Annotated in this window: 25 protein-coding genes; 10 read left to right on the top strand and 15 right to left on the bottom strand. The window is 62.0% G+C overall.

All coding sequences use genetic code 11. The features are described 5' to 3' along the window. Positions 1 to 3 precede the first annotated feature (3 nt). The 3 genes from LPB73_RS03605 to LPB73_RS03595 are packed head-to-tail and all read right to left on the bottom strand — an operon-like array spanning position 4 to position 3,361. Positions 4 to 921: an NAD(P)-dependent oxidoreductase gene (locus tag LPB73_RS03605; RefSeq protein ID WP_231079649.1), complete on the bottom strand. Its 918-nt coding sequence runs from the start codon at positions 919 to 921 to the stop codon at positions 4 to 6. Next, the gene (locus LPB73_RS03600; protein ID WP_231079648.1) at positions 918 to 2,285 is read right to left on the bottom strand and encodes an amidohydrolase family protein; all 1,368 of its coding nucleotides are present in this window, start codon (positions 2,283 to 2,285) and stop codon (positions 918 to 920) included. The genes LPB73_RS03605 and LPB73_RS03600 overlap by 4 nt, the downstream gene beginning before the upstream one ends. Continuing rightward, complete coding sequence (locus tag LPB73_RS03595) at positions 2,282 to 3,361, bottom strand: maleylacetate reductase (RefSeq protein ID WP_231079647.1); 1,080 nt, start codon at positions 3,359 to 3,361, stop codon at positions 2,282 to 2,284. The genes LPB73_RS03600 and LPB73_RS03595 overlap by 4 nt, the downstream gene beginning before the upstream one ends. Positions 3,362 to 3,551: 190 nt before the next feature. On the opposite strand from LPB73_RS03595, the gene LPB73_RS03590 reads away from it, so the two are divergent. Continuing rightward, entirely contained in the window at positions 3,552 to 4,703 is a 1,152-nt protein-coding gene (locus tag LPB73_RS03590; RefSeq protein WP_231079646.1) for a LacI family DNA-binding transcriptional regulator, read from the top strand. A 90-nt stretch (positions 4,704 to 4,793) separates the two neighbouring features. Here the strand turns inward: LPB73_RS03590 and LPB73_RS03585 are convergent, their stop codons facing one another. Beyond that, positions 4,794 to 5,312: a MarR family winged helix-turn-helix transcriptional regulator gene (locus LPB73_RS03585; RefSeq protein WP_231079645.1), complete on the bottom strand. Its 519-nt coding sequence runs from the start codon at positions 5,310 to 5,312 to the stop codon at positions 4,794 to 4,796. A gap of 165 nt (positions 5,313 to 5,477) precedes the next feature. Between LPB73_RS03585 and LPB73_RS03580 the strand changes: the two genes are divergently transcribed. The 5 genes from LPB73_RS03580 to LPB73_RS03560 are packed head-to-tail and all read left to right on the top strand — an operon-like array spanning position 5,478 to position 10,550. Beyond that, complete coding sequence (locus LPB73_RS03580) at positions 5,478 to 5,942, top strand: RidA family protein (protein ID WP_158596893.1); 465 nt, start codon at positions 5,478 to 5,480, stop codon at positions 5,940 to 5,942. A 56-nt stretch (positions 5,943 to 5,998) separates the two neighbouring features. Beyond that, on the top strand, positions 5,999 to 7,570 hold the full coding sequence (locus LPB73_RS03575; protein ID WP_231081059.1) for a sugar ABC transporter ATP-binding protein: 1,572 nt from the start codon (positions 5,999 to 6,001) through the stop codon (positions 7,568 to 7,570). Then, positions 7,567 to 8,544: an ABC transporter permease gene (locus LPB73_RS03570; protein WP_231079644.1), complete on the top strand. Its 978-nt coding sequence runs from the start codon at positions 7,567 to 7,569 to the stop codon at positions 8,542 to 8,544. Before LPB73_RS03575 ends, LPB73_RS03570 begins: the two co-directional genes overlap by 4 nt. Then, the gene (locus LPB73_RS03565) at positions 8,541 to 9,521 is read left to right on the top strand and encodes an ABC transporter permease (protein WP_231079643.1); all 981 of its coding nucleotides are present in this window, start codon (positions 8,541 to 8,543) and stop codon (positions 9,519 to 9,521) included. Before LPB73_RS03570 ends, LPB73_RS03565 begins: the two co-directional genes overlap by 4 nt. A 54-nt stretch (positions 9,522 to 9,575) precedes the next feature. Then, on the top strand, positions 9,576 to 10,550 hold the full coding sequence (locus tag LPB73_RS03560) for a sugar ABC transporter substrate-binding protein (RefSeq protein WP_093756899.1): 975 nt from the start codon (positions 9,576 to 9,578) through the stop codon (positions 10,548 to 10,550). 45 nt (positions 10,551 to 10,595) lie between these two features. Here LPB73_RS03560 and LPB73_RS03555 read toward each other — a convergent pair whose 3' ends face one another. From LPB73_RS03555 to LPB73_RS03530, 6 genes are read right to left on the bottom strand one after another with little or no spacing between them, the layout of a single operon-like run. Continuing rightward, on the bottom strand, positions 10,596 to 11,564 hold the full coding sequence (locus LPB73_RS03555; protein ID WP_158596892.1) for a Bug family tripartite tricarboxylate transporter substrate binding protein: 969 nt from the start codon (positions 11,562 to 11,564) through the stop codon (positions 10,596 to 10,598). A 34-nt stretch (positions 11,565 to 11,598) separates the two neighbouring features. Next, positions 11,599 to 11,949, bottom strand: a complete 351-nt coding sequence (locus LPB73_RS03550; RefSeq protein ID WP_089265520.1) for a cupin domain-containing protein — start codon at positions 11,947 to 11,949, stop codon at positions 11,599 to 11,601. 4 nt (positions 11,950 to 11,953) lie between these two features. Then, positions 11,954 to 12,973, bottom strand: coding sequence for a quinone oxidoreductase family protein (locus tag LPB73_RS03545; RefSeq protein WP_231079642.1), 1,020 nt, complete (start codon positions 12,971 to 12,973; stop codon positions 11,954 to 11,956). A gap of 20 nt (positions 12,974 to 12,993) precedes the next feature. Next, positions 12,994 to 13,878 carry a 3-keto-5-aminohexanoate cleavage protein gene (locus LPB73_RS03540; RefSeq protein ID WP_231081058.1) on the bottom strand — a complete coding sequence of 295 codons (885 nt, stop codon included), beginning with the start codon at positions 13,876 to 13,878 and terminating at the stop codon, positions 12,994 to 12,996. 19 nt (positions 13,879 to 13,897) lie between these two features. Beyond that, complete coding sequence (locus LPB73_RS03535) at positions 13,898 to 14,644, bottom strand: SDR family NAD(P)-dependent oxidoreductase (RefSeq protein WP_231079641.1); 747 nt, start codon at positions 14,642 to 14,644, stop codon at positions 13,898 to 13,900. Positions 14,645 to 14,651: 7 nt separating this feature from the next. After that, positions 14,652 to 15,542 carry a dioxygenase gene (locus LPB73_RS03530; protein ID WP_231079640.1) on the bottom strand — a complete coding sequence of 297 codons (891 nt, stop codon included), beginning with the start codon at positions 15,540 to 15,542 and terminating at the stop codon, positions 14,652 to 14,654. A gap of 71 nt (positions 15,543 to 15,613) precedes the next feature. Here LPB73_RS03530 and LPB73_RS03525 point away from each other — a divergent pair, with 71 nt between their 5' ends. Together LPB73_RS03525 and LPB73_RS03520 are read left to right on the top strand one after the other, a co-directional pair. Further along, on the top strand, positions 15,614 to 16,678 hold the full coding sequence (locus LPB73_RS03525; RefSeq protein ID WP_256461253.1) for a LacI family DNA-binding transcriptional regulator: 1,065 nt from the start codon (positions 15,614 to 15,616) through the stop codon (positions 16,676 to 16,678). Between the two features lie 290 nt (positions 16,679 to 16,968). After that, on the top strand, positions 16,969 to 17,142 hold the full coding sequence (locus LPB73_RS03520; protein WP_158596890.1) for a hypothetical protein: 174 nt from the start codon (positions 16,969 to 16,971) through the stop codon (positions 17,140 to 17,142). Between the two features lie 393 nt (positions 17,143 to 17,535). Here the strand turns inward: LPB73_RS03520 and LPB73_RS03515 are convergent, their stop codons facing one another. The 5 genes from LPB73_RS03515 to LPB73_RS03495 all read right to left on the bottom strand — a co-directional run bounded on the left by LPB73_RS03515 (position 17,536) and on the right by LPB73_RS03495 (position 24,237). Beyond that, positions 17,536 to 18,459, bottom strand: coding sequence for a 3-keto-5-aminohexanoate cleavage protein (locus LPB73_RS03515; RefSeq protein ID WP_231079639.1), 924 nt, complete (start codon positions 18,457 to 18,459; stop codon positions 17,536 to 17,538). 35 nt (positions 18,460 to 18,494) lie between these two features. After that, positions 18,495 to 19,442, bottom strand: a complete 948-nt coding sequence (locus tag LPB73_RS03510; RefSeq protein ID WP_231079638.1) for a 3-hydroxyacyl-CoA dehydrogenase — start codon at positions 19,440 to 19,442, stop codon at positions 18,495 to 18,497. Between the two features lie 8 nt (positions 19,443 to 19,450). Then, positions 19,451 to 21,970: a branched-chain amino acid ABC transporter ATP-binding protein/permease gene (locus LPB73_RS03505; RefSeq protein WP_231079637.1), complete on the bottom strand. Its 2,520-nt coding sequence runs from the start codon at positions 21,968 to 21,970 to the stop codon at positions 19,451 to 19,453. A 10-nt stretch (positions 21,971 to 21,980) separates the two neighbouring features. Then, entirely contained in the window at positions 21,981 to 22,859 is an 879-nt protein-coding gene (locus LPB73_RS03500) for a branched-chain amino acid ABC transporter permease (RefSeq protein WP_068734877.1), read from the bottom strand. 121 nt (positions 22,860 to 22,980) lie between these two features. After that, complete coding sequence (locus LPB73_RS03495; RefSeq protein WP_231079636.1) at positions 22,981 to 24,237, bottom strand: ABC transporter substrate-binding protein; 1,257 nt, start codon at positions 24,235 to 24,237, stop codon at positions 22,981 to 22,983. Between the two features lie 181 nt (positions 24,238 to 24,418). Between LPB73_RS03495 and LPB73_RS03490 the strand changes: the two genes are divergently transcribed. Beyond that, the gene (locus tag LPB73_RS03490) at positions 24,419 to 25,117 is read left to right on the top strand and encodes a GntR family transcriptional regulator (RefSeq protein ID WP_231079635.1); all 699 of its coding nucleotides are present in this window, start codon (positions 24,419 to 24,421) and stop codon (positions 25,115 to 25,117) included. 25 nt (positions 25,118 to 25,142) lie between these two features. Then, positions 25,143 to 25,919: an SDR family oxidoreductase gene (locus LPB73_RS03485; protein ID WP_184511583.1), complete on the top strand. Its 777-nt coding sequence runs from the start codon at positions 25,143 to 25,145 to the stop codon at positions 25,917 to 25,919. Positions 25,920 to 26,002: the final 83 nt, after the last annotated feature.

Raw genomic sequence — 26,002 nt, 5'->3', positions numbered from 1 at the left:
CCCTCACCCAAGCTTCGGCTCGCCGAGACCCGACAGTCGCTCGACATGGCGCACGGTGGCGATGAAGTCGGATTCGCCATCTCCCTGTGCAACAAGCGATCCGTAGATTTCCCGCACCTGCGCTGCAAGTTGCAGTGGTACGCCGACGTGATGGCCGGCCCCGATGATGAGGTCGAGATCCTTGGCCATCTGCCGGCACGAGAAAGTGGACTCGAAGTTGCGCGTGGCCAGTGGCGGCGTCTTGTACTTGACCATCGGCGAGGCGACCGCGCTATCGTCCAGGACCTTGAGGATATCCGGCCAGGAGATTCCGCCCTTGCGCGCCAGCGCGAGGCTTTCGGCCATCATTCCGGCAGACACCGCGATCATCAGGTTAACCGCGAGCTTGGCAAATCGCGCCTCTTCAGCCACGCCGAGATAGGTTTGCGCGCGGGTGAACGTCGCCAGCAACGGCTGAACCGCATCGAACGCATCGCGGGGTCCCGACACGAAGCAGGTCAGCGCGCCGGTATGCGCGATCGCTGCATTGCCGGACACTGGCGCCCGCAGATAGGCCACGCCGCTCGCCTCCGCCGCAACACCAACTTCAGCCGATATTTCGGCGCTGACCGTGCTCGTCTCGATCAGAACCGCACCATGTGTCAGCTTGTTCAGCAGGCCGTCTGGTCCGAGCACCACGGAACGCAGCGCCGCATCGTCGGGCAGCGATGTGAAGATGATGGCGTGGTTTGCAGCGGCGTCTGCGGCCGAGTTGGCCGTCTGAAGCCCAAGCTGCTGTGCCAACACCATGCGCTGCTGGCCCGGGTCGTAACCGGTGACGCGGATACCGGCCTCCACCATACGGCCTGCAATCGGCAAGCCCATCTTGCCAACACCGATCCAGGCGACGGCCTGTGCTTGATCTCTCGACGGGGTTGTCATGCCGCTTTCTCCTGACGTTCGATCTCGGAGACGATGCGCATGCCTGATCGCTCGAGTTCATTCTTTTTGTGGTCGAGGTTCTCCGCCAGCAGGTATCCGCCTCGCTTGCGCCAGATGCCGTCGATCATGACCGCCTCGACATTGGCGATGCTGGACTGCATCAGGACCGTAGAAACCGGATCATGGACCGGCCAGAGGTTGAGGTCGGTGGCATTGATGACGACCAGATCCGCCTTCTTGCCCGGTGTGAGCGAACCGATGGTGTCTTCACGCCCGAGCATGCGAGCGCCCTCGATGGTGATCCAGCGCAAGGCCTCACGCGTCGTGATCGTCGTGGCAGCCGGGATGGCGCCCGTGGCCCGCCGGCTCTCGGCGTTGTCTAGCGCACGCTGCATCGACAGTGCGATGCGGCCAACGTTGAACATGTCGCCGGGCAGCACCGATTCCAGATCGACCCCGAGCGATGGCCGCGATCCCAGCTTCAACAGCCGCCCGGTGATCGGGTAGCCGTGGCCCTGATTCATTTCATTTTCCGGCGTGACTGAGAACGACACGCCCAGATCGACAAGCTGACGCAGCAAATCGTCTGGAAGATCGTTGCCGTGCACGATGTTGACGCCGGGACCGACCAGACCGGCTGCAATCAGCTTCGCCCAGCCACCCGGCGTCTTGGCCGGGCCTCCGCCCTGATGCATCGAGGCAATCAGATCGAACTCACGCGCCAGTTCGAAATCATGGATGGCAACATCCATGGTCGAATAATGCGGGCCGAGAATCGCGAGCCCGAGCGTGACGCGATCACTGCGGCTAGACAGTGCCCCTGCCAGAAAGCGCTCGACCTCATGGCGCGGATGCGGAACCTCGGAGAAGTGCGGCTGCCCCGGCGCCGCCTCCGGTTTCGGCGAGCCGTGAAAGAAGGCGGCACGGATGCCGCTCTCTTTCAGCGCCGCGACGGCGCTATCACTATGCGCAGGCGTTGGGTTGTTGTGACACCAGTCAACCAGCGTGGTGGTGCCGCAATTGATCTGGTTCAGCGCGCCCATCAGCGTGCCGATATGGATATCCTGGGGACGAAAGACCGTGGCCAGTCCCGCATGCATCCGGCGGAAATATTCAGGAAGCGTCCAGTTCGCGGAGAAGCCGCGCAAGGCGGTCTGCCACGTATGCATATGCGCGTTGACAAGGCCCGGAATGACGATGCGGCCACGACCATCGACGATCTCCGCATCACCGGCATCGAGGCCCGGCCGGATGTCGACGATGCGATCGCCATCAACCAGCAGGTCGGCTTGTGCGAGATCGCCGATCGTGTCGTCCATTGTCAGGATCGTGGCTGACTTGATGAGCGTGCGTGTCGCCGTCATCGCAACGCCTCCGCTACGACCGGAGGTTCGCCCGCCCAGGCCTGCGCGATCAGATCGCGGATGGCATCGCGTTCCAGCGGCCGCGGGTTCCAGTAGGCATTGCTGACGGCAAGGTCGGCGGCGCGTTCTATGCCGTCCTTCGGCATTCCCAGATCGCGCAGCGCGACTTTGGCGCCAAGTCCCTGCGTAAGATCGAACAGTCCCTGCGCGGCCTGTCCGGCGCCAAGCGCGCGCGCGACGCGAGCCGCCGCAACCGGCACGGCGGGAGTATTATAGGCCATCGCATGCGGCAGGATCACCGTGTGGGTTTCGGCATGTGGCAAATTGAACGTGCCGCCCAGCGTATGGCAGAGCTTGTGGTGCAGCCCCATGCCGACGGCGCCGAGACAGGCGCCGCACAACCAGGCAGCGCGCAGGGCATCATCGCGTGCCGCCGCGTTGTCCTCGCCAGCCGCAAGCTTCGGCAGCGCGCCGGCGAACAGGCGAATGCCCTCTTCCGCCATCAACGACACGACCGGATTGGCATCGCGCGCATAGAGCGCTTCGACAGCGTGAGCGATTGCATTGACGCCCGATGTCACGGCAAATGCAGGCGGCAATGTGCGTGTCAGGTCGACGTCGTAGATGACCGTTTCGGGGAGTATCTTCGGGCTCGATTGCGTGGTCTTCAGTCCCTCGCGGGTCTCACCCAGGATCGGCGTCATTTCGGACCCGGCATAGCTGGTCGGTACGACGATTTGCGGCAGGTCGGTCCGTAGCGCGATCGCCTTGCCTAGCCCGATGGTCGAACCACCGCCCACCGCGACGATGCCGTCGGCCTGTAGAGCCTTGACCTGCTGCATCGCAAGTTCGGTCACATCAACCGGCGTATGCATCACCGCACCGGCATAGACGCCCGCCGCTCTGTCACCGATCAGGGCGGCAATCTGCTCGCCGTGAGATTTCTGCTGGTCTGTCGTCAGAACGAGTGCGCGTTTAACGCCGAGTCGGTCGAGCTCGGCGGCCAGATCTGCCAGCCGTCCCGAGCCGAAGACGACCCGCATGGGCGCCGCCTGATAGACGAAGCTCTCCATCATTCCATCCCTGATCGTCGACGCCGTTAGGGCGCTTCTGCTGCACTGCACCAAGGCATGCAGCGGATTTTCGCTACCATCATTCCCGTGCACACGTTTGTCAAGAAACTCTGCACACGTTTGTCAATTTGTGCAAGATAAGGCATTCTCACGTGATCGTTAGCGGATACGACGACGCGCGCGAGCAGGCTGGATGGCGATGCCCAAAAAAATCAAGAACACCAAGAAGACGTCACCCGCGCTTCAGGAGCGGTCGTCGCGTAAGACAATCATTGATGTCGCGAAGTGTGCTGGCGTCCATTGGTCAACGGTGTCGCGCGGGCTCAATCCCGAGAAGCGCCACCTGATCTCCCCAGAAATGATCGAGCGCGTCGAAGCTTGCGCAAAGAAGCTGGGATATCGGGCCAACGCCATGGCATCGGCGCTTCGGACCCAGCGATCTCGCACCGTCGGCGTTATTATTTCGAACCTTGGTGACCCCGTCCATCCCCCCATAGTGCGGGCGATTGAGGACCGGTTCGCCGAGATTGGATACGTCACCATCGTCGGCAATACCGACAACCATCCGCTCAGGCAGGCCGCGCTGATCGATCGTTTCATCCAGCAAGGCGTCGAGGGGCTGATCGTCGCGACCTTCGAGCGAAACGATCCCGGCATCGCAGCCTGCGTCGAGGCGAATATTCCAGTCGTCGCGGTGTTTCGCGATCCTGAAAGCGAATTCATTCCGAGCGTCCGGGTCGACGACGCGAAGGCAATGGAACTGGCGGTTCATCATCTCGCCGAGTGTGGGCACAGGCAAATTGCTCATGTCGGCGGCCCGCAAAATGTGTCGACGGGTTACCACCGCTATCGCGGCTTCCGGCGCGCTTGCAAAGCCCTGGCTCAAGACGGAGTTGCGCCCACTGCCGTCTTCGGTGAGGCCTTTACGGTCGAGGAAGGCGAGTTCGCTTGCGAGCGTTTGCTGACGGAGAACCCCAATATTACGGCGATTGTGGCTGGCAACGACATGCTGGCCGTAGGCTGCCTTCGACACCTGAGAAACAGGGGCATTTCATGTCCCGGCAACATCTCGCTGGTCGGCATGAACGACATGCTGTTCATGGATGCGATAGCACCGGCGCTGACGACCATCAGTACACCGACTGCGGAACTGGGAACGCAGGCGTCTCACATCCTTATTGCGATGATCAAGGGAACGCCGGTTCAAAACGATCGGATCGTACTGAAGCCGGTTTTGCTTGCGCGCGATTCTGTCGCCGCGATCAAGCTGCCGACCAGGACACGTTCATCAGATCTTTCTGACACCGCCAAAAGAGAAGTCAGAATACGGCACCGACAAAGCTAAGCCGAACCTGACGCGCGCTGCGGCGGTGGCATGGAAAGGTGCCAACGACCAATCCGAATTTGCTGACAGCGGGGCGTTCAAAGCGATCCGTTACAGATCTGGCTTCTCGACCGAAATCAGAAGTTTCCGCAGCAGCCGCGTGAGCGTTTGACGTTCGTTGGCCGTCAGTACCTCGTCGACCGAACGGGACAGCTTGAAGTGCTGGGCAATCGCCTTGTCGACGGAATTTCGCCCCTTGGCCGTAAGCGTGATCCGCGCACCGCGGCCATCTTCAGGATCCTGGCGCCTGACGATGAAGCCGTCCTGCTCGGCACGCCGCAGCCGCGCGGTGAGCCCGCCCGACGACAGCAGGCACTCCGCATAGAGGTCAGTCGGTCGAACACCGATACTGCTATCGGCCTCGCGGCGGTAAATCGTCAGGAGCAGGTCGAACAATTCCCAATTGAAGCCCTGCTCCTCGAGTGCGGGCTCGATGGCGCTGCGCATATGCACGGACAGCCGGACAATCCGGCCGACGACGTCGAGGTGGCCGGCGTCGAGGTCGGGCCGCCGCCGGCCCCAGCCAGCAATGATCTTGTCAATCGAATCGGTGGTCATGATGATCAGCATATAGGCACGGGGCACCGAATATATGCAAATTCATCTATCTTTCTGCAAAGATATTTTATCTTGACTCAAAGATAGTTTGACCTCACGCTTCGTGACGGGTTGATCGGATGCCCCCCTCGCGAGAAGGTCACGAGGTTATCAACGCCCGCCATCGAGGAAATGATCATGACAGCCAAGCCGGCCTTTGCGACCTCGCCATCCAATCCGCACGTCAAGGAAATCCAGACGATGCCGGAACGGAAGCCGGACATGCCTTATGCGCCAGCGATCCGGGTCGAAGTGCCCTGCGGCATGCTTTTCATTTCCGGAGCAACACCCTCGCCGCTCTATCACAAACATCCCCATGTTCTGGAGGAGCACGATCATCCGAATTCGATCGAGGACCAGACCCACCGCGCCATGCAGACGATCCAGTCGATCCTGGATCACGAAGGGCTGACCTGGACCGACATCGTCAAGGTGACGAAGTACCTGACCGACATCCGGGACCAGGACGGTATGGTGAAGGTGATGAAGGAATATTTCGGCGACTGGACGCCGGCCAGCACCACCATCTGCATCAACCAGCTCTCGACCCAGGGCGCCCGTGTCGAGCTCGACATGATCGCCGCCATTCCCGTGCAAAAATAGACCGGATGTGACCTCCCGCCGGCCCCGGGTCATCGGGCCGAACGAGGCCGACAATGATGCACGGCACTGAAAATCAAAATGAGCAAGGGGACCGCCCGCTGCACGCCCCAAAGGGGTCTGCGCCGCGGGCGGCCGGAAGCGAAGCCGATGCGCCGCTGCTGCGTCTGGTCGGTATCGACAAATCCTTTCCCGGCGTGCATGCGCTCAAGAACGTATCGCTCGACGTCTATGCCGGTGAGGTCCATGTCATCCTCGGCCAGAATGGTGCGGGAAAGTCGACGCTGATCAAGACGCTGTACGGCGCCTATGCGGCCGATCGCGGCTATATCGAGATCGAGGGCCGGCGAGTCGCCGTCGCCCGCCCGGCCGATGCCAGCGCGCTTGGTATCGCCGTCATCTTCCAGGAATTCTCGCTGATCCCGTATCTGGACATCGCGCAGAACATCTTTCTCGGTCGCGAAGCCGCATTCAGTCGCTTCGGCCTCGTCGATTCCGCGGCCATGCATGCAGCCGCACGCACCATCCTCGACGATCTCGGCCTCGACTACGACACCCACGCATACGCCGCCGATCTCGGCGTAGCCCAGCAGCAGATGGTGGAGATCGCCAAGGCGCTTTCGCAGAACGCGCGGGTGCTCGTGATGGACGAGCCGACGGCGGCGATCTCCGAGCGTGAATCAGATCGCCTGTTTCAAACCATCGCGCGATTGACGGAAAAGCGCGTCGCCATCGTCTACATCTCCCACCGCATGAAGGAGGTGCAGATGCTCGGCGATCGCATCACCATCCTGCGCGACGGCACCGTCGTGACCAGCGTGCTGCGCGATCAGAAAAGCCAGGCCGAGATGGTCGGCGCGATGATCGGGCGACCATCGGGATCGCAACTCGCACGGACGCCGCGCCCGCCCGGCGAGCCCGTTCTGCTCGCCAGGGATGTGAACACGGCCAAACTGTCGGACATCTCCATCGAAATTCTCGCCGGCGAGGTGGTGGGGCTTGCCGGCCTCGTTGGGTCCGGCCGGACCGAAGTGGTTCGCGCCTTGTTCGGCGCGGATCCAATCGCGAGCGGCGAGATCGCTCTGTTCGGATCGCGCACGCCGGCCACACTGGACAGACGGGTGCGTGCGGGTATGGCCCTGCTCCCGGAAGATCGCAAACGGGAGGGATTGGCGCTGCCACTCGATGTCCGCGACAATGCGACGGTCGCCTCGTTGTGGCGCAGCTTCGCCTCCGGCTGGTTCTCACCGGCCAAAGCCGAGCGGGACACACGCGGGCTGATCGCACAGCTCGGCATTGCCGCCCATGGCACGCGCCAGAGCGTCCACACCCTCAGCGGCGGCAATCAGCAGAAGGTCGTGCTGGCCAAATGGCTGGCCGCGGGAGCCAAACTGTTTCTGCTGGACGAACCGACGCGCGGTGTCGATGTCGGCGCCAAGGCGGAGATCTATCGCCTGATCGATCAACTGGTCGATGGCGGGGCCGGTGTCGTCGTCATCAGCTCGGAACTGCCAGAGCTCGTTCAGCTCTGCGACCGCGCCTATGTCATGCGCGACCATCGCATCGTCGGGCATCTCGCCGGCGACCAGCTAACCGAGCGGGCCATCCTCGAACTGGCGGTGCATCGATGAGCGTGACGATCCAGCTGCAGCGCAGGTCCGGCATGGGCCAGTTCCTCAGCGCAATCCCCGGCGCCGGCCTCCTGCTGGTCCTGATGCTGGTGCTGTTCACGATCGTCAATCCGAGATTCGTGTCCCAGACCAACCTCATCAATGTTGGCTTGCAGACCTCGCTACTGCTGATGCTCGCCCTGCCGATGACGCTCATCATTATGACCGAGGGCCTCGACCTGTCGGCCGGAGCTCTGCTCGGGCTGAGCGGCGTCATCGTCGCCGAGGCGCTTCTTGCCGGATGGGGCGTGCTCGCCGCTTGTACGGCGACGCTGGCGGTGAGCATTGCCTTCGGGGCCCTCAACGGCATCCTAATCGCCTATCTGTCGCTCCCTGCCTTTGTTGTCACCCTCGGCACCATGGGGCTGATGCAGGGGATTGCGCTGGTGCTCACCAATGGAGATCCGGTCGGCGGTTTCACGCCTGCCATCGAAACCTTCTATCGCTCCCAGCTTTGGTTCATTCCGACGCCGATCGCGATCGCAGCCGCCCTTTATGCCGCGCTGTGGCTACTGCTCTATCGCACTCGGCTCGGCAACTACGTGATCGCCATCGGCGGCAACAAGGACGCGCTGCGTCTCGCCGGCATTCGCGCCAATCTCGTCCACCTCGCCGTCTATGTGCTCGGCAGCACGATCATCGGCCTTTCGGCGGTGTTGCTGATCGGACGCACCAATTCAGCGCATCCGACCGTCGGCATCGGCATGGAGTTCGAGGCGATCGCCGCAGTCGTGCTCGGCGGCACCTCCTTCGAAAAAGGACAGGGCTGGCTGTTCGGTGCCGTGCTCGGCGCGCTTGCCATCACCGTGCTGCGCAATGGACTCAACATTCTGTCCATCGACTCATCGCTGCAGGTCGTGTGCATCGGCATCCTGCTCATCCTCGCGTTGCTGATCGACCAGGCGCGCAAGCAATTCGTGAGGCGTACGGCATGACGATCCCGGCAACGCTCGATATCCGCCCATCGTCCCTGTCGCCCGACGCTGCGGCCCTGCTCGGCCGGTTCGTGCTGATCGTTCTGATCGCCGGCGCATTGACCGCGATCGATCCGGGATTCGCGTCGGTGAGCAATCTGCTGAACATGCTGCGGCAGGCGAGCCTGCTGTTTCTCGTCGCGTCCGGCCTCACACTCGTCATCATCGGCGGTGGGCTCGATCTGTCGGTGGGCGCCAATCTGACGCTGTCGGCCTGTCTCGCCGCAGCCGCGATCAAGACCACCGGCAATCCGTGGTACGGCGTTGCGGTCGCCATCGGCGCCGGCACACTGATCGGTTACGCTAACGGGTTGATGATCAACCGCCTGCTGTTGCCGCCTTTCCTTGCGACTTTCGGCATGCTGTGGGTGACGCAGGGCATCGCCTACTGGTTCATGGCCGGGCAGACGATCTACGGCATGCCGATGTCGTTTCGCTATTTCGGCACCGGCTTCTTCCTCGGCGTTCCGCTGCCGATCTGGATCACGCTTGTGGTCTGTCTCGCCTGCAGCATCCTCCTGCACCGCACGACCTTCGGCCGCGAGGCGTATTTCATGGGCGCCAACCAGACCGCCGCGCTGCTGTCCGGCGTCCCGGTCGAGCGTCGTCGGCTGCTGCTCTATGTACTCAGCGGCTTGACGGCGGGCATCGCGTCTCTCGTCTATCTCGCACGCCTCAATGCCGCCGAGCCCGGAATCGGCGAGCCGTTGCTGCTTCCTGCTATCGCCGCAGTTCTGGTCGGCGGCACATCCTTGTTCGGTGGCAACGGCAACATCGTCGGCACCGTGCTTGGCGCCATCCTGCTCACCATCATCGTCAACGGCCTCAATCTGCTGAATGTTGCAGCGACCTGGCATCCCTTCGTCAACGGCGCCGTCGTCCTGGTCGCCATCATTGCGGATCTCGTCATCGGCCGACGCCGATCTGGGAGCGGATAGACCCGGCATCACCAGTTCACCACAGTCTCGTCATTCACAACCAGAGGGGCCATCATGCGAACCACCAGATCTATCCGATGCGTTCTTGCCGCCGTCATTTGCGGCACCCTGTTCAATTCGGCGGTGCGCGCCGATGGCGAAGTGATTGCAGCCTTCACGAAGAACCAGGTGGACCCGCATTTCGAGGGTGTTCGCGCCGGCGTCGCGCAGATGGCGGAGAAAATGCGCGCGACGGTCAAATATTACACGCCGACCAAGCCGAACAATATCACCGAAGGCATGTCGCAGCTCGAAGACGTCGGCGTGACCAAGCCCAATCTGATGCTGTTCATGCCAATCGACGCCAAGGCGCAATTGCCAACGATCAAGCGCCTGATCGAGTCCGGCCTGCCGATCATCAACTACAACGACCGCGGCGGCGACGCCCCCTATCTCTCCTTTGTCGGTCAGGACGATTACAAGCTCGGCTATGACATCGCCAAGACCCTGTTCGACCATCTCGGCGGCAAGGGCAATGTGGTGATCCTCGAAGGCGTCAAGGGCTCGACCACGGGCGACGAGCGCAAGCGCGGCTTCGACGCTGCGGCCAAGGACTATCCGAATATCAAAGTACTGGCCTCGCAGCCCGCCAACTTCCAGCGCCTGCTCGGCATGCAGACGATGGAGAACCTGATCCAGCAGTTCAGCACCATCGACGGCGTGATCGCCGCTGCCGACGCGTCCGCGCTCGGCGCGATCGAGGCGCTCAATGCAGCCGGCCGCAAGAACGTCGCGGTAGTCTCGATCAATGGCGTGCCGGAGGCTGTCGAAGCCGTGAAGGCCGGCAGCCTGCTGGCAATCGCGGAGTTCGACGGCTTCAAGATCGGCTGCGTCGCCACCGCTGTCGGCCTGAATGCCATTCGCGGCCAGAGTGCGCCGAAGCAGATCACGATCCCCGGTGCGATCATCACCAAGGCCAATTATGCGCCCTGGCTCATCCCCTACAAGGACCGGACTTGCCCGACGCCTGACGCGTATATCGCGAAGTAGCGCTAACGGGCCTGCAGACGCGTCGCGTGCTGCAGGCCTGCCTTCCTACTTGGCCGCCCCGTCCGTCGACATCGCGATGAGCTTGCCATAACGCTCCGCATCGCTGCGCAATTCGGCCTCGAACGCTTCCGGCGTCGAGCTGGCGATGTCGGCGCCCTGCGCGGCGAACTGCTTGATCAGGGCCGGATCGCTGAGCGCCTCGGCGAGATCGCGCGCGATCTGGCTGACGATGGGCTTCGGCACCGCCGCGGCGGCGAGCATGCCGAACCAGCTATCGTAGGTGAATTCGGGGAGCCCTGCCTCGGCGAAGGTTGGTACATCAGGCAGTTGCGCCATGCGGCTCTTGCCGGTGACTGCCAGTGCGCGCAACTTTCCCGACTGGATCAGGTCGCCACCGACGCCGAAGAAAGTGAAGGCAACCGAGGTGTCGCCGCGCATGATGCTGATCTGGGATTCCGGCAGTCCGCGATGCGGAATCAGCACCATCTTGGTCTGCGTGAGATGCCTGAACAATTCGGCGGCGATACCGGTGGAACTACCGACGCCGGCAGAGCTGTAGCTCAGCGAATCCGGCTTGGCCTTTGCCGCAGCGATCAGTTCGGCCAGCGTCTTGAACGGCGCATCCGGCGGCACGATCAGGATGGACGGCGTCGATCCGACGCGGCTGATCGCAGCGAAATCCTTGATCGGATCGAAGTTGAGGTTCTTGTTGACCACGCCGATCACGCTGTGGCCGTTTGAGGTCAGCATGATCTGCGAGCCATCGGTCGGGCCTTTGGCGACACTGCTGACACCGGCGATGCCGGGCCTGTTCTCGACGATGACTTGCTGCTTCCACTTCGCAGCAAGCTTCTCGGCCACCGAACGGGCAAGGATGTCGGTGAGGCTGCCACCCGAAAACGGCACGATAATACGCACGAGCTGGTTCGGATAAGTCTGTGCAATGGCTCCGCTGCCCATCAGCGCCGCAGTCGCGGCGAGGCCAGAGCCGATCATGAAGTGTCGGCGATCCATCATTTTCTCCCTTAAAGAACCAAGTGCCGGGCTTTCAGCCTCTGGCGGTGTTGGGCAGCGGCATTGCAAGCAACACCACCGCCGGTCGTTTCGTCTCGTTGCGCAGCGCGCGCGTCTCGTTGGGCGCGATGCGGCAGGAATCCCAGATGCCGAGGGTGGCGATGCCATCCGGCGTCTCGAAGGTTACTTCGCCTTCGAGGACGACATAGAACTTCTCCTCCGGCGAGGCCGAGGGCGTAATGCCGCCGCCCGGCAGAATCTGGCTCATGCCGAGCCACATCACATCGCCTGGCCCGGCGTCGCGGCCCTGCAGGCGGAACATCCGCATGTCATTGTGGCCAGGGGCTTCGTAGCGCGGGGCATCGTTCAGGCGGACAACATGCATGGCTTCACCCGTTAGGCTGAAAAACAAGACGATCGCGCGAGGAGCCGAGCACGGCGAGATAGGCCTCTGCAGCGCGCTCCAACGGGTAGATCGCGTCCGGCTTAATCGGAAACGGCTTCAATGCGCCGCTGGCGAAACCCGGCACCAATTCACGCAGGATCTCGCCGGCTTCCGGCGATGACAGCGACAGCGAGTCGACACCGAAGAAGGTGTGCTTGCCGCGATAGAAGGCGAAGATATCGAACGGCACGGTGGCCTTGGTGGAGGCAATAAAGATCTGGCGGCCGAGATGCGCGAGCGATTTCGTGCCGGCGTCGTAATACGGTTCGCCGACGGTATTGTAGACGATGTCCGCACCCTTGCCGCCGGTAATTTCGCGCACCGTCGCAGCGACGTCATTGCGGCTGGAATCGATGATAGTCACCTCGCCATGGGCATGGCCGGCATAAAGCTCGTCCTTGCGGACGACGCCGATCACGCGGGCGCCCTGCCATGACGCGATCTGGGTCGCCGCCTGACCCACCTTGCCGTTCAGACCGAGGATCAACACCGTCTCGCCGGGTTTCGGCATGCCGCTGCGACGAAAGCCTTCCTGCGCGGTGACAAAGGGCACGCCGATGCCAGCCGCCTCCGCGAGGCTGATGTTTGCGGGCTTCTCGACCAGCGCAGACGCTTCCACCACCAGATGCGTGGCATGGGTGCCGTCGCGGCCGATCCCGAGTTGGCCGGACGAGCCGAACACTTCCTTGCCGATCAGGTCGGTCGGCCCATCGATCACGACTCCGGCGAAGTCACGGCCGGGCGTGCGGGGGAAGACCGCATGCGGCATCAGACCGAGCGTCGCCTTGGCGTCCGACGGATTGATCGCGGCGGCCCTTATCTCGACCAGCGCATCGCCTGACCTGGCGCAGGCGAGTGTGCGTTGCTCGATGCCGAGCGCCACATTCTCGATGCGATCAGCCTTGGCGGCGACCCGCAGGCATGTTGCGGTGACGCTGGAGGAAGTCTTGGCGGCTGCAGTCATTTCAGTCCTCGAATGCTGTGTTATGCGGCGCCCGGCAAATCGAACAGTGCGCGTGCTTCAGCAGGCGTCGCGATCTGCGCGCCGAGTTCTTCGATGATGCGGCGTGCCTTGTCCACCATCACTGCGTTCGACGGCGCCAGTACGCCGCGGCCGAGCATCACCGCATCTTCCAGACCGGTGCGGGCATGACCGCCGGCGAGCACCGATTGCGCCACCATGGGAAATGTGGAGCGGCCGATGCCAATGGCCGTGAAATGCGCATCCCGCGGCAGCAGACCGCGCGCATACAGCACCGTTTCCGGCGACGGCTGGAAGCCGTATTTCACCCCCATCACGAAGGAGGTGAGCGCCGGGCCGCTGAGCGTACCGTCGGCGAGGAGATCGTGCAGCAGCGCGATATCGCCGGAATCGAACAGTTCGATCTCGGGTTTCACGCCGGCCGCGCGGATGACCTTGGCCATGCGGCGCACATTGCCGGGCGTGTTGATCACCACCTGTCCGCCGGAATTCATGGTATTGAGATCGAGCGTGCAGATGTCGGGCTTCAGCGCCGTGATATGGGCGACGCGTTCTTCCGGGTTCATCAGCGTAGTACCGGCGGCGGCGACCTTGGGATCGTCCTGCGAAGGCACGAAGCGACCGCCGGGACCGGTGGTGATGTTCAGGATCAGGTTGCGATTGCGCGCGCGAATGCGTCCGACGACGTCCTGATAATATTTGAGCTTCATCGACGGCGCGCCGGTGCCGGGCTCGCGCACATGGATATGCGCGACTGCCGCGCCGGCTTCTGCGGCACCGAGGCAGGCGTCGGCGATTTCTTCCGGCGTGATTGGCAGATGCGGGGTCTGGTCCGGCCGCGTCAGATTGCCGGTGACGGCGCAAGTGATGACGATCTTGTCGAGCATCGGGCGCATCAATCTCTCCTTACAACGCTCGGCCGCCGTCAACGACGATCAGCGAGCCGGTGGAATAGGTCAGGTGGGTGGCGCAGGCGGCGATTGCGCGGCCGACATCCTCGGCCGTCGCAACACGCTTGAGCGGAATGGTCCCCGCGACCTTTTCAAGCGCGGCCGCATCACGGCCCGGCACAAAGTCAGTGGCCACCACGCCCGGCGATACCGCCATCACGCGTACTGTCGGCGCCAACGCCCGCGCGAGCGACTTGGTCATGGTGTCGATGCCGGCCTTGATCGCCGCGTAAGCCAGATTGGAGCCGACGCCATTCAGCCCCGCAATCGAGGAAACGTTGACGATAAGCCCGTCGCCGCTCGCCTTGAGCAGCGGTGCGAAAGCGCGGATGGCCGCGAACTGGCCGCGCCAGTTCACCTTGAACATGTCGTCGATGAACTCGTCGGTCAGCGCGTCGAGATCGCCGATCGGGATCGGCTTCGTGTAGCCGGCGGTGTTGACGAGAATATCGCAGCGGCCGAACGCTCGCTCCACCTCGCCGGCGAGCGCCGTCAGCGTTGCGCTATCTTCGATTACCGCGCGTCTGGCGAGATGGCCTTCGCCCGGAAGGCCGGCCAGCAACGCGTTGGCGGCTGCTTCGCCGGAGCGCCAGGTCACGACGACACGGGCACCTTCGGCTGCCAAAGCTTGCGCGGCTGCGGCGCCGATGCCGCCCGAACCGCCGATCACCACGGCTACCTTGTTCGCGAGAATATCCGACATCGAGAGCTCACTTGATGGGAGGATGCGGGAGCACAGCCTCGCCGGGCTCCATGACGAATGTGTAGTTGAGGCTGAACCATTCGCCAGCGACATCTGGCGCTGGCGGCGCGCCTTCGCCCTTGCGGAAATCGCCAATCAACGCGCGCGTCACGCCGAATACGACGTCGCTCTCCAGATGCTCGTCGTCATCGACAAAGATCTGCGTGATCAGCGTCTTGAAGCCTGGCTTGAAGGCAAGCACATGCAAATGCGCCGGCCGGAACGGATGCCGGCGCTGCGCAGCCAGCATCTCCCCGGTCGGACCATGGGTCGGCACCGGATAGCCAGCAGGCTTGACCGAGCGGAAGGCGAAGCGGCCATTCGCATCGGTCTCAAACACGCCGCGCAAATTCATGTCAGCCTGACCGGCGTCCTGGTTTTCGTACATTCCGGATGGCGAGGCCTGCCAGACATCAACGCTGACATCCGGGAGCGGCGCTCCCAGCGCGTCGGTGATGCGGCAATCGACGAACAGCGGTGCACCGGGCGTCGGCGAACGCAAGATCGAGGCACCATTCTCCACGCGCGGAGCGTTCGCCCGCCAGAACGGCCCTAGCAAAGCTGCGGCGGTCTCGCTCGCGCCATCCTGGCCGTTGTTCAACAGGCAGACCAATGTCGAGAGCCCGACTGCATCGCTGAACAACACGCCCTCGTTATGGGTGTCGTTTGTCGCCTGGCCGATGCGGTTCAGGAAATCGATAGCAAACTCGAATTCCGCCTCGGTCAGCCGAACCTCGCGGGCAAATTCGTGCAGATGACGAACGAAAGCGGCCATGACCGTGCGCAACCGCTCGTTCGGCGCACCGCTCATGGCGGCAAGCACAACGTCGGTCACATCCTCCTGACGCGTGATGATCATCGACACTCCCTCACATTGCGATTTTTTGGCTGTCCACGCTGCGCAATCGATTGCACATTTAGTGCAATCGATTGCGCAAGTCAACCGCACCAGCTAGTTTGGAGATCGTGGCAGGGATGACGACAATCAAAGATGTGGCGCGCGAGGTGGGAGTGCACCCCTCCACCGTGTCGCGCGCGCTCGACCCTGCCCGCCGCGGACGGATCGGCGAGCCGGTCGTGCGCCGGATTCTGGAAGCAGCGGAGCGGCTGGGTTACCGCCCGGACACGGTGGCCGCGAGTCTGCGCAGTGGCCGTTCGAACATGGTCGGCATCATCGTCCCGGACATCGCGAACCCCGTCTTCTCGCCGATCATCGGCGGCCTCGAAGACGTGCTATCGGCGCGCGGCTACGCGCTAATTGTCGCCGACCCGCAACCGCAACGGACGGGCACCGACGACATCGTTCAAAGGCTCGTGGCGCGCCGCGTGGATGGCCTCGTGCTGGCGAATGTCGCGCTCAAGGATAATTCGATCGAGCGTTGTCTGAGTTGGAAAGTCCCTGTCGTGCTTGTCAATCGCGCGGAGGCTGAGGCGCGTGTGCCTTCGGTGGTCTCGGACGATGTGGCCGGCATGCGGCTCGCGGTTGCGCATCTTCTCGAGCTTGGACATCGCCACATCCTCCACCTCGCCGGCCCGCAAATGCTATCGACCGGATCGCTTCGCCGCCGCGGTTTCTTGGAGGCAATGCACGAAGCCGGTTTCGCGCCGGCCGACAATGATATCGAAGAGGCTGAAGCCTTCACGCGCGAGGCAGGACACGCTGCCGCACTCAGACTGCTCGCACGACAGCCTGAGGCCACCGCCATCGTCGCAGCCAACGATCTCCTCGCGCTCGGCATCTATGAAGCGTTGCGCGAAACGGGCCGGCGATGTCCAGAAGATCTGTCAGTGATCGGTCACAACGACATGCCGCTGGTGGATCTGGTGGATCCGCCGCTGTCCACGATCCGCATCAGCCACCGCGAGATGGGTGAACAGACCGGCCAACTCCTGCTCGACCTGATCGAAGGCGTCCGCGGCGATGCGCCTTATGTCGTCACAGCGCCCCTGCTCGTCGTGCGCCGCTCGACACAGCCACCAAGGATCTCGCGATAAGCCAGCGTTGGATCTGATTAATTGAGCCAGCGTGATTCTGGTTTGCGCCCCTTCGCTTTGAACAAGGGCGGACTCACATACCGGCAAACGCCCCCGACGTTCCTTATCAATTCGGCCAAATCCAGAAGCGACTACGCCCAAACGATAACAAGCGAGTGATCAGACCGGAGCGAGTTGCATGACAGATCTGACGTCATATGGGATGCATTGAACATTCATGTGCAGTAATTCGGCGCTATTCCACATTCCATATAATGAAGCTGGGCGGTTCCCACGCTAGGGAACCCAAGATGCATGATGTTTCTCGCCGCGCTCAACTTATTCTGTTGAAAAACGATCTGCACATCATGCGAGGCCGGGCCCAACGCCTGGATCTAAGCGATGTAGCTTTGTTGATCTCGCAAGCTGTTCAGCTGCTCTCCGATCAGCCGGAAGTTTCTAAATCTGACCAGCCCCGCGCCTAACTGCATTGTTTGTCATCGGTGCGCTCGGTCGCCAGGACAAACATACCGACAGCCGCTGCGGTCACCAAAAACGGCATAATGATAAGGGCCATTGACGCCTCCTTGTCGAAGTTGATCTTCGAACATGGCACAGCATCTCTTATGCGGCTCTTCGCTTCCCTAAAGCGGATGGTGAACAGAATCATACGGAGAGATTTGGTTGAGAAATGCCAAATTCATGAACGATAAAGTATGCGATCCCCGCAACGTCCAGCGCGCCAAATGTCCGCTTTGCGCCAAAAGCGGTAACCCATCACGTCGACTTTGTGTCAGAAGCGGGCATTCACCAGCAGGGTTCCCCCAAAGCAGAGCAGGCGGACATCTCTTGCACTGTCCGCCTCCTCCAGGGATAGCTTAGACCTCCAGCTTGTCTCCACCCTTCAGATCAAGCATCTCGCGCGCTTCATCCGGGGTCGCGATCTCAAGACCCAAGCCTTCGACGATCTTGCGCGCGAGCGTGACCTGCTCGGCATTCGACGAGGCCATGCGACCTGGCGCCGCCCACAGCGAGTCTTCCAGACCGACGCGGATATTGCCACCCATGGCCGCGGCCATCGCCGCGATCGGTAGCTGATTGCGACCGGCGCCGAGCACCGACCAGACATACTTGTCGCCGAACAACCGATCCGCCGTGCGCTTCATGTGCAGCACATCTTCGGGATGTGCACCTGTACCGCCCTGCAAACCGAACACCGTCTGGATGAACAGCGGCGGCTTCACCAGCCCCTGTTCGAGGAAGTAGGCCAGATTATAGAGATGCGCCGTGTCGTAGCATTCGAACTCGAAGCGCGTACCCGTCTCCGCCAGCGTCTTCAGCACATACTCAATGTCCTGGAATGTATTGCGGAACACGATGTCCTTGTTCTGCAGGTGCTTCAATTCCCAATCATGTTCGAACTTCTTAAAGCGGTTCAGCATCCCGAAGAACCCGAAATTCATTGAGCCCATGTTGAGCGACGCCACTTCCGGCTTGTAGACCGCGGCAGGCCGTACGCGTTCATCCACCGTCATGGTGGGCGCACCGCCAGTGGTCAGATTGATCACCGCATTGGTGCGCTGCTTGATGATCTTCAGAAACGGCGCAAAGGCTTCGGGATTTTGATCGGGTTGCCCGGTCTTCGGGTTGCGCGCATGCAGATGCACGATGGCGGCGCCGGCTTCCGCCGCATCCACGGCAGCGTCGGCGATTTCCTGCGGCGTCACCGGCAATGCTTTGGACATCGAGGGCGTATGAATAGCGCCCGTCACGGCGCAGGTGATGATGACTTTGCGGCTCATGTCAGTCTCCGTCTTGCTGTTAAGAGATAGTGTAGTCAGGATTTTCCGCCCTGCGCGGCCTTGTGGGCCGCCAGCGCAGCGAGGCGTTCGTTTCGTTGCTGTGTGAGCCCCGCAATCCGGTCGGGCGACGGCTGATGCGGCCAGGCCGCTATCACCCGGTCGACATTCGGGCTTTGATAAACCTCGGGTCCTGCCGATGCAGCGGCCAGCTCTTTGTAGAAACCGGTGTAGCGCGCGCAGTAATCGGGGATGCCGCCGGGCGCATTGAGCTCGATGGTCTCCAGCGGGCCCAGAAACGACCAGCGTAGACCGAGACCGTCCTTCACAGTGTGATCGAGATCCTCAGCGGAGACATAGCCTTCGCCGACCAAACGGAACGCTTCCGCCAGCAGCGCGCCCTGCAGCCGATTGAGGATAAAACCGTTGATCTCGCGGTTGACGGTCACGGGGACCTGCCCAATCTCGCGATAGATCTCACGCGCGCGGTCGATAGTCTTCTGCGAGGTCCAGGATGCGCCGCATAGTTCGACCAGCGGCACCAGATGCGGCGGGTTGACGGGATGACCGACGAGGCAGCGCGCCCGCCCCGGAAGCGCTTCCGTGAAGCGAGAGGCGACGATTGCCGAGGTGGATGATGCGAGCAGTGCATCCGGAGGCGCAAGACGATCCAGCTCGGAAAAGATGGCGATCTTCTGATCGACGTTCTCCGGGCCATTCTCCTGTACGAAGGAAACGTTCTTCACCGCATCGGCCAGACTTTCCGCTATCGAGATGCGCGCGGCGGCGCCGTCGGGGTCATTGGCAAGTCCGTGGCGGGCGAGCGCATGCAGTTCATCGCGAATAAGCCCGGGCGCAGCATCCAGCGTCGGGCGATGCGTATCTGTCAGCCGCACGGTCCATCCAGCGCGCGCGAAAATCGCGGCCCAGGCGCGTCCGATCAAGCCAACGCCGACGATCGCTACATGTCGATTGTTCAGTGTCATTGATGTTCTCACAGCCACAGCACCTTGCGGCGCAGATCGAGATCGTCACGCAGGGCCTTCGACGGCCCCTGATGAATGACCTTGCCCCGTTCCAGCGCCACCGTCGAATCGGACAAAGCCAAAGCCAGATCGAGATTATGGTCGACGATGATGATGGCAATTTCCTTGCGAAGCCGGTCAAAGGTTTCAAACAACTGCTCCACGACCGCGGGCGCCAATCCTTCGAATGGCTCATCCAGCAACAAGACGCGGACGTCGCCCGACAATGCGCGCGCCACGGCTACCATCTGCTGCTCGCCGCCTGACAGATAATCGGCGGGACTGTCGAGACGCTCACGAATGCGGGGGAAATAGTCGTAGATGCGCTCGCGAGTCCAATGCACACCATTGCCAGTCTGTCGCTTGAGACCACCAAGTTCGAGATTCTGCTCGACGGTCATGCCTGCGAACAAGGCGCGTCCCTGTGGTACGTAACCGATGCCGAGCCGCGCAGCTTCCGCAGACGACAGGCCGATCAACTCGCTGCCTGCCAGTTGAATAGAGCCATTCGATGCCGGCGCGATCCCGATCAACGACTTGAGCAAGGTCGACTTACCCGCGCCATTGCGCCCGAGCAGTGCGATGATCTCGTTCTCGTGCAGGGTAAAATTGACGTCGTTGAGAATATGGCTCTTGCCATAGAACGTATCGACATTCTTCACCGTCAGCAGCGGCTTCGCCCCCGCCGCGGTCTCGCGGGGGCGCGCAGCCACAGCCGTCGTGCCCGACCCGATATAGACTTCCTGCACCTTCGGGCTGGACCGCGCCTCTTCGACAGAGCCATCCAGCAATACGCGTCCCTCATTCATGACGGTGACGTGGTCGGCCAGCTGGAACACCCGATCGATGTCATGCTCGACCAGCAGGACCGGTAAATCGGTCGAGATGCGCTTGATGATCGCACCGATACGTTCACGTTCGGCAGCAGCGAGGCCTGCAAGCGGTTCGTCAAGCAACAGGACGCGCGGCGCTGTAGCCAGCGCGACGCCCATATCGAGCAGGCGTTGGCCGCCGTAAGACAGCATGCCTGCCTCTGCCTTCTCGATTCCAGCGAGGCCGAGATAGCGGATCACCGCATCGGTCTCCGCGTTGATTGCGCTAATCGATAGCGCGTTGGTCACGGGATCGAAGCGCCGCGGATGCCGTGCTTGCACCGCGAGGCGGATATTTTCGCCAACACTGAGCGCGGGAAACAGGTTGGTAATCTGGAACGAACGCCCAATGCCGGCCCTTGCAATATCTTCCGGTGTATGGCCGGCGATAGGCATGCCCATCAGCGACACGCTTCCCTGATCCGGCTTGTACATACCCGACAGCAAATTGAACGCCGTGGTCTTGCCGGCACCGTTCGGGCCGATCAGCGCATGCAGCGTGCGATCGGCGATGGCGATATCGACGCCCTGCACGGCCTTGATGCCACCGAAACTTTTCACGATATGGCTGGCAGCGAGTACCGCTCCGTCGACTGACGACTTCGGTCGCAAAAACTCCGGCAGTGGTAGCACTTCGATGCGCCGCGCCGACATTGCCGCGTCTTCTTCCACTTTCTTGCGGAATGGCGCGATCAGCCGCTCGCCCATACCGATCAGACCGGTGGGCGAGAAGATGATGAAGCCGACGAAGACCAAGCCGAACCAGAACAACCAGTTCTCGGAGTAGATGCCGAGAAATTCACGAAACAGAATGAAGAACAGCGCGCCGAGCGCCGGCCCGAGGAAGCTACGCATGCCGCCGATCACGACCATGGCCAGAAGCTCGCCAGAGAACGCCACCGAAATGGGATCCGCCGACGTCATACGGTTCTTGTAGAGCAGCAGAATGCCGGCCAGCCCGGTGATGGTAGCCGACAGCACGAAGGCGGCGAGCTTGTAGCGATTGGTGGGATAACCGAGGAAGCGCGCGCGCTGTTCGTTCTCGCGGATCGCCACCAGCACAGAACCGACCGTGGAATTGTGGAAACGCCACAGCAGGATCAGCACGAGAAACGCGATCAGCGCCACGAACCAATAATAGGTCGCACCCGTATCGAGGTCGAAGCCAAGCAGTGCCGGCCGGGTGATGCCGCCAAGGCCGTTCTCGCCACCGGTGACGTCAGTCCAGCGGAACGAGACGCTGTAGAGCATGGCCGCGAGCGCCAGCGTCAGCAGCGAGAAATACACGCCGCGGCGGCGCAGGATCAGGTAGCCGAAGGCAGCCGCCGTGATGGCCACCACGACAAGCGCAAGCAGCGTCGGCCCGACGAATGAATTCGGCATCCAGTTACGCTGGATCAGCGCTGCAGCATAGGCCGCAAGGCCGAACCAGGCGCCATGACCGAACGAGACGAGACCGGTGTGCCCCACCAGGATATTCAGGGCAATGCAGGCCAGTGCAAAGACGACGATCTCCGTCGCCGACGTCACGGTCAATCCGAGCGCCAGCAAGATCGGCGGCAGGATGAGCAAGCCGACGCCCGCGATCAGCAATGGAACGGGAAGACGATTCAACATTGGCATCGCCTTACTCGAACCGCATGATGCGTTCGCCGAACAAGCCGCGCGGCCGGAACAGCAGCACCAGAAGCATCAACAAATAGATCGCCGCCGTGGACGCCGCCGAATAGCCGATGCCGACCATGACGCCCTTGACCAATCCGACCAGCAGCGCAGCGATTACCACGCCCCAGAACGAGCCGAGGCCACCGATCACGACCACCACGAAGGCGGGGGTGATGATCTCCTGCCCCATCGCCGGATGGATCGAATAGATCGGCGCCAGCAACACGCCCGCGAGTCCCGCCAGACCAATACCCAGGGCTGCGACGACCGACATATAGGGCTGCAGCGAGATACCGAGCGCTCCGACCATGTCCGGATTTTGCACGCCGGCCCGGACCACACGGCCGAATGAGGTCTTCTGCAGCAGCACCCAGAGCCCGACCACACAGGCCACGGCAATGCCGAGCAACACCACGCGATAGAACGAATAGATGAAGCTTCCGATCGCGACCTGACCGCGCAGCGCTGGCGGGATCGAATACGACAAAGGCGGCGCGCCGAAGATCATACGCAAGGCCTGCTCGGCGACCATCGCGAGCCCGAAAGTCAGTAGCAGCGAGAGAATGGGATCTGACCGATAGAAGCGCCGGAACAACGTCCGCTCGATGACAACGCCGAGCAACGCAACGACAACGGGGGCCACGACGAATGCACCACCGAAGCCGAGATAGGGCGAAATGACAAGGGTAAGATAGGCGCCAATCGCATAGAACGCGCCATGCGCGAGATTCACGATGCCGCCGAGCGAAAAGATCAGCGACAGGCCGAGCGCAATCAGAAGATAATAGACACCATCAAGCAGTCCGTTGAGGATCTGCTGGGTGAGCAACATGGCGGACATGATATGGGCTCCGCAGTCGCGCGCTGATGCGCATCTGACAGGGGTCGGAAGGACGAGACGAAAGTAACTTCGCGAGCAGAATGTCGGCGTCTCGCCCGAAGGCGAAACGCCGACATTGTTGCTAGCTCGGGAATTTGCAGACGTTCTCTTCCGCGGTGGACGCAATCACTTCGAGCGGTTCATCCGGCCCCGGGACGGCCGGGCTCGATGAGAAGATGTCCCACTGGTTCTTGATCTTGTCTGCAGGCAGCGCCGTCACCGCATACATTTCGTGCATCAGCTGATGATCCGATGCGCGGAAGTAGCCGGGACGTGTCTTCAGCAGATCGAACTTCGCGCCCTTCTCGAAATGCTCGATGATCTTCGGCGACTCGGCCGATTTCAGCTCGTTGATGCTCTGCGCCACGATCTTGGTGGCGATGTAGTCGCCCCAGGCCTGGTTCTCCGGCGGCTTGTTGTACTTCTTGGTGAAGGCCGCGACGAAGGCCTTGCTGCCGGGCGTGTCCAGCAGATGGTGCCAGACCACAGGCCAGGTGCCGACGAAATTGCCCTTCCCTGCAGCCCAGGCCAGAGCCGTGTCAAAGCCGAAACCGCCGACCGGGAAAGTCAGACCGAATTCGGCATATTGCTTGAGGAAGTTGGTGATCTGGTTGCCGGCAAGATTGATCACCACGAGATCAGGCTTGGCCTCGCGGATCTTGAGCAGATAGGCAGAAAAGTCCGTGGCGTCGGTGGGCACCAGGTCGTCGCCAGCGAAATTACCGCCATTGGCCTGCATGAAGCGCTTCGAGACGCTCAACAGGTCATGGCCGAAGGCATAGTCGGCCGTGAGCGAATACCACTTCTTGCCCTTCACGAGACCATCGCGCAGGAACGAGCGGCCGACCGTCTTTACATACATCGAGTTCTGCGACTCGACGTGGAACATATAGCGCTGGCAGTCCTTGCCGCGTAGCGCATCGGAATTTCCGCCGGTGTTGATGAACAGCGTCTTGTTGCGCGTGGCGACCTGCGCGATGGTCAGACACGATGCCGAAGAAATTTCGCCGATGATACAAGCGACCTTGTCGCGCTCGATCATGCGCTCCGCCTTGGTCGAGGCCGTCTGAGGATTGATCGAGTCCTCCTTGAGCAGTTCAACCTTCCGCCCCATCATGCCGCCAGCGGCATTGATCTCCTCAACAGCGAGATCGATGGCCATCACACCATATTCGCCGAGCGGGCCGAGAAAGCCGGTACGCGGCGTGAGGTGGCCGATGCGAATGACATCGGAGGTCTGCGCACTGAGGATCGATGGCGCAGAGAGGCCGGAAGCAAGTGCGAGACCGCCCGCGGTCTTCAGCAGACTGCGGCGCGTGAATTGATTGGTGTTCGACATCAGATTCGTCTCCCTGATACGGCCGCGCGGCGCGGCTGTTTCCCCTCCGGCAGGCGCCGCACTCTTCTGTTGAGAGGGCTTTGTCCGCTTGCCGTGATCTGTGATCACAGTTAGAGTTGCAAAAGACGGGGACTTTGTCGAGTCCCTCCCTGTAATTTCGCGACGATACCCGGAGACCGCGTTGAACCTGCCGACTGCGCTGACCCTTGTGGAGCCGCTCGACCGCCAGACGCTGGGCGAGCGCGCTTATGCGCAACTGGCGGATTTGCTCATCTCGGGCAGGCTCGCGCCTGGCGAAAAGCTGTCATTGCGTACGGCCGCCGAAGTGCTCGGCGTGTCGATCATGCCGGTGCGCGAAGCGGTGTCCCGCCTCGTCGCCGACAAGGCATTGGAAGTCGCGGCAAACCGTGCCGTGCGCGTGCCCGTGATGTCGGCCACGCAGTTTCGCGATCTGACGAAGGTACGTATCGCTATCGAGGGTCATGCCGCAGCAGAGGCAGCGCGACTACGTGGAGACCGCAATCTCGCTTCCATCGCGATCGCAGAAGCGGCCATGCGCGCGGAAAGCGAAATGAAGGCACCCGACCTGCCGCGCGCCGTCGAACTCAACAAGACGTTTCACTTTGCCGTCTACGAGGCCGCGCAGTCGCCGATCCTGGTCGAGATCATCCGTGCGCTCTGGCTCAAGGCTGGCCCCGTCATCAATCTCGATCTGCGCGGCAATCCCGATCGCCTCGCCAAGGGTGAAGCCATTCGGTTTCATGCGGACGTTCGCAAGGCGATCGAGATCGGTGATGCCGAAGCTGCCAAAGTCGGGATCGCTGCCGATATCACCAGCGCTGCCAATTTCATCCTGTCGCGCGGCGGCCTCTCCGCCTAGTCCTCACAAAGTCCCCGGAGCCACCATGGATCTCAACATCAAGGGTTTGCGCGTCATCGTTACCGCGGGCGCCAACGGAATTGGCCTCGCCATCGCCCGCGCCTTTGCCGGCGAAGGCGCACGCGTTCATGTCTGCGATGTGGACCAGGCTGCTCTTGCCGCACTCACAGCGAGTGATCCCACAATCACCCAGACCCATTGCGACGTTGCTGATCGTCCGTCAGTTCAAAGGCTGTTCGATGAGGCAACAGCCAAACTCGGCGGCCTCGATGTCCTCGTCAACAATGCCGGCGTCGCAGGCCCGACCGCCAAGGTCGAGGAGATGCATCCCGATGACTGGGATCGTTGCCTGAACATCTGCCTGACCGGCCAGTTCAACTGCACGCGCCTCGCCGTACCGCTGCTGCGCCAGAGCAGCAACGGCTCCATCGTCAACCTGTCCTCGGCGGCTGGCCGCGTAGGCTTCGCGATGCGCTCGCCCTATGCCGCAGCGAAATGGGGCGTCATCGGCTTCACGAAATCGCTCTCCATCGAGCTCGGCCCCGACAACATCCGCGTCAACGCGATCCTGCCCGGCCTCGTCGCCGGCGATCGCCAGCGCCGCGTGCTGGAAGCCAAGGCGCAGCAGCGCGGCATTTCCTTTGCGGAGATGGAGAAAACAGCGTTCTCCTATACGTCAATCAAGGACTATGTCACACCGGAACAGATCGCCGACCAGATCCTGTTCCTGGCCAGCCCACGCGGACGTACGATCTCGGGCCAGGCTATTTCGATCTGCGGCGACACCCAAATGCTAGGCTAGCGGTCGATGCTCAAGACTCGAGCAAGCCAACTGACGACACTGCGAAGCAGTCTCTAATTTCTAAGTTCGCAGTGGGTCAGGTA

Source organism: Tardiphaga sp. 37S4 (assembly GCF_021044645.1).
GTDB lineage: Bacteria > Pseudomonadota > Alphaproteobacteria > Rhizobiales > Xanthobacteraceae > Tardiphaga > Tardiphaga robiniae.
Note: the sequence above shows the minus strand (reverse complement) of the source record. Positions and strands in the feature narration are given on the sequence as shown.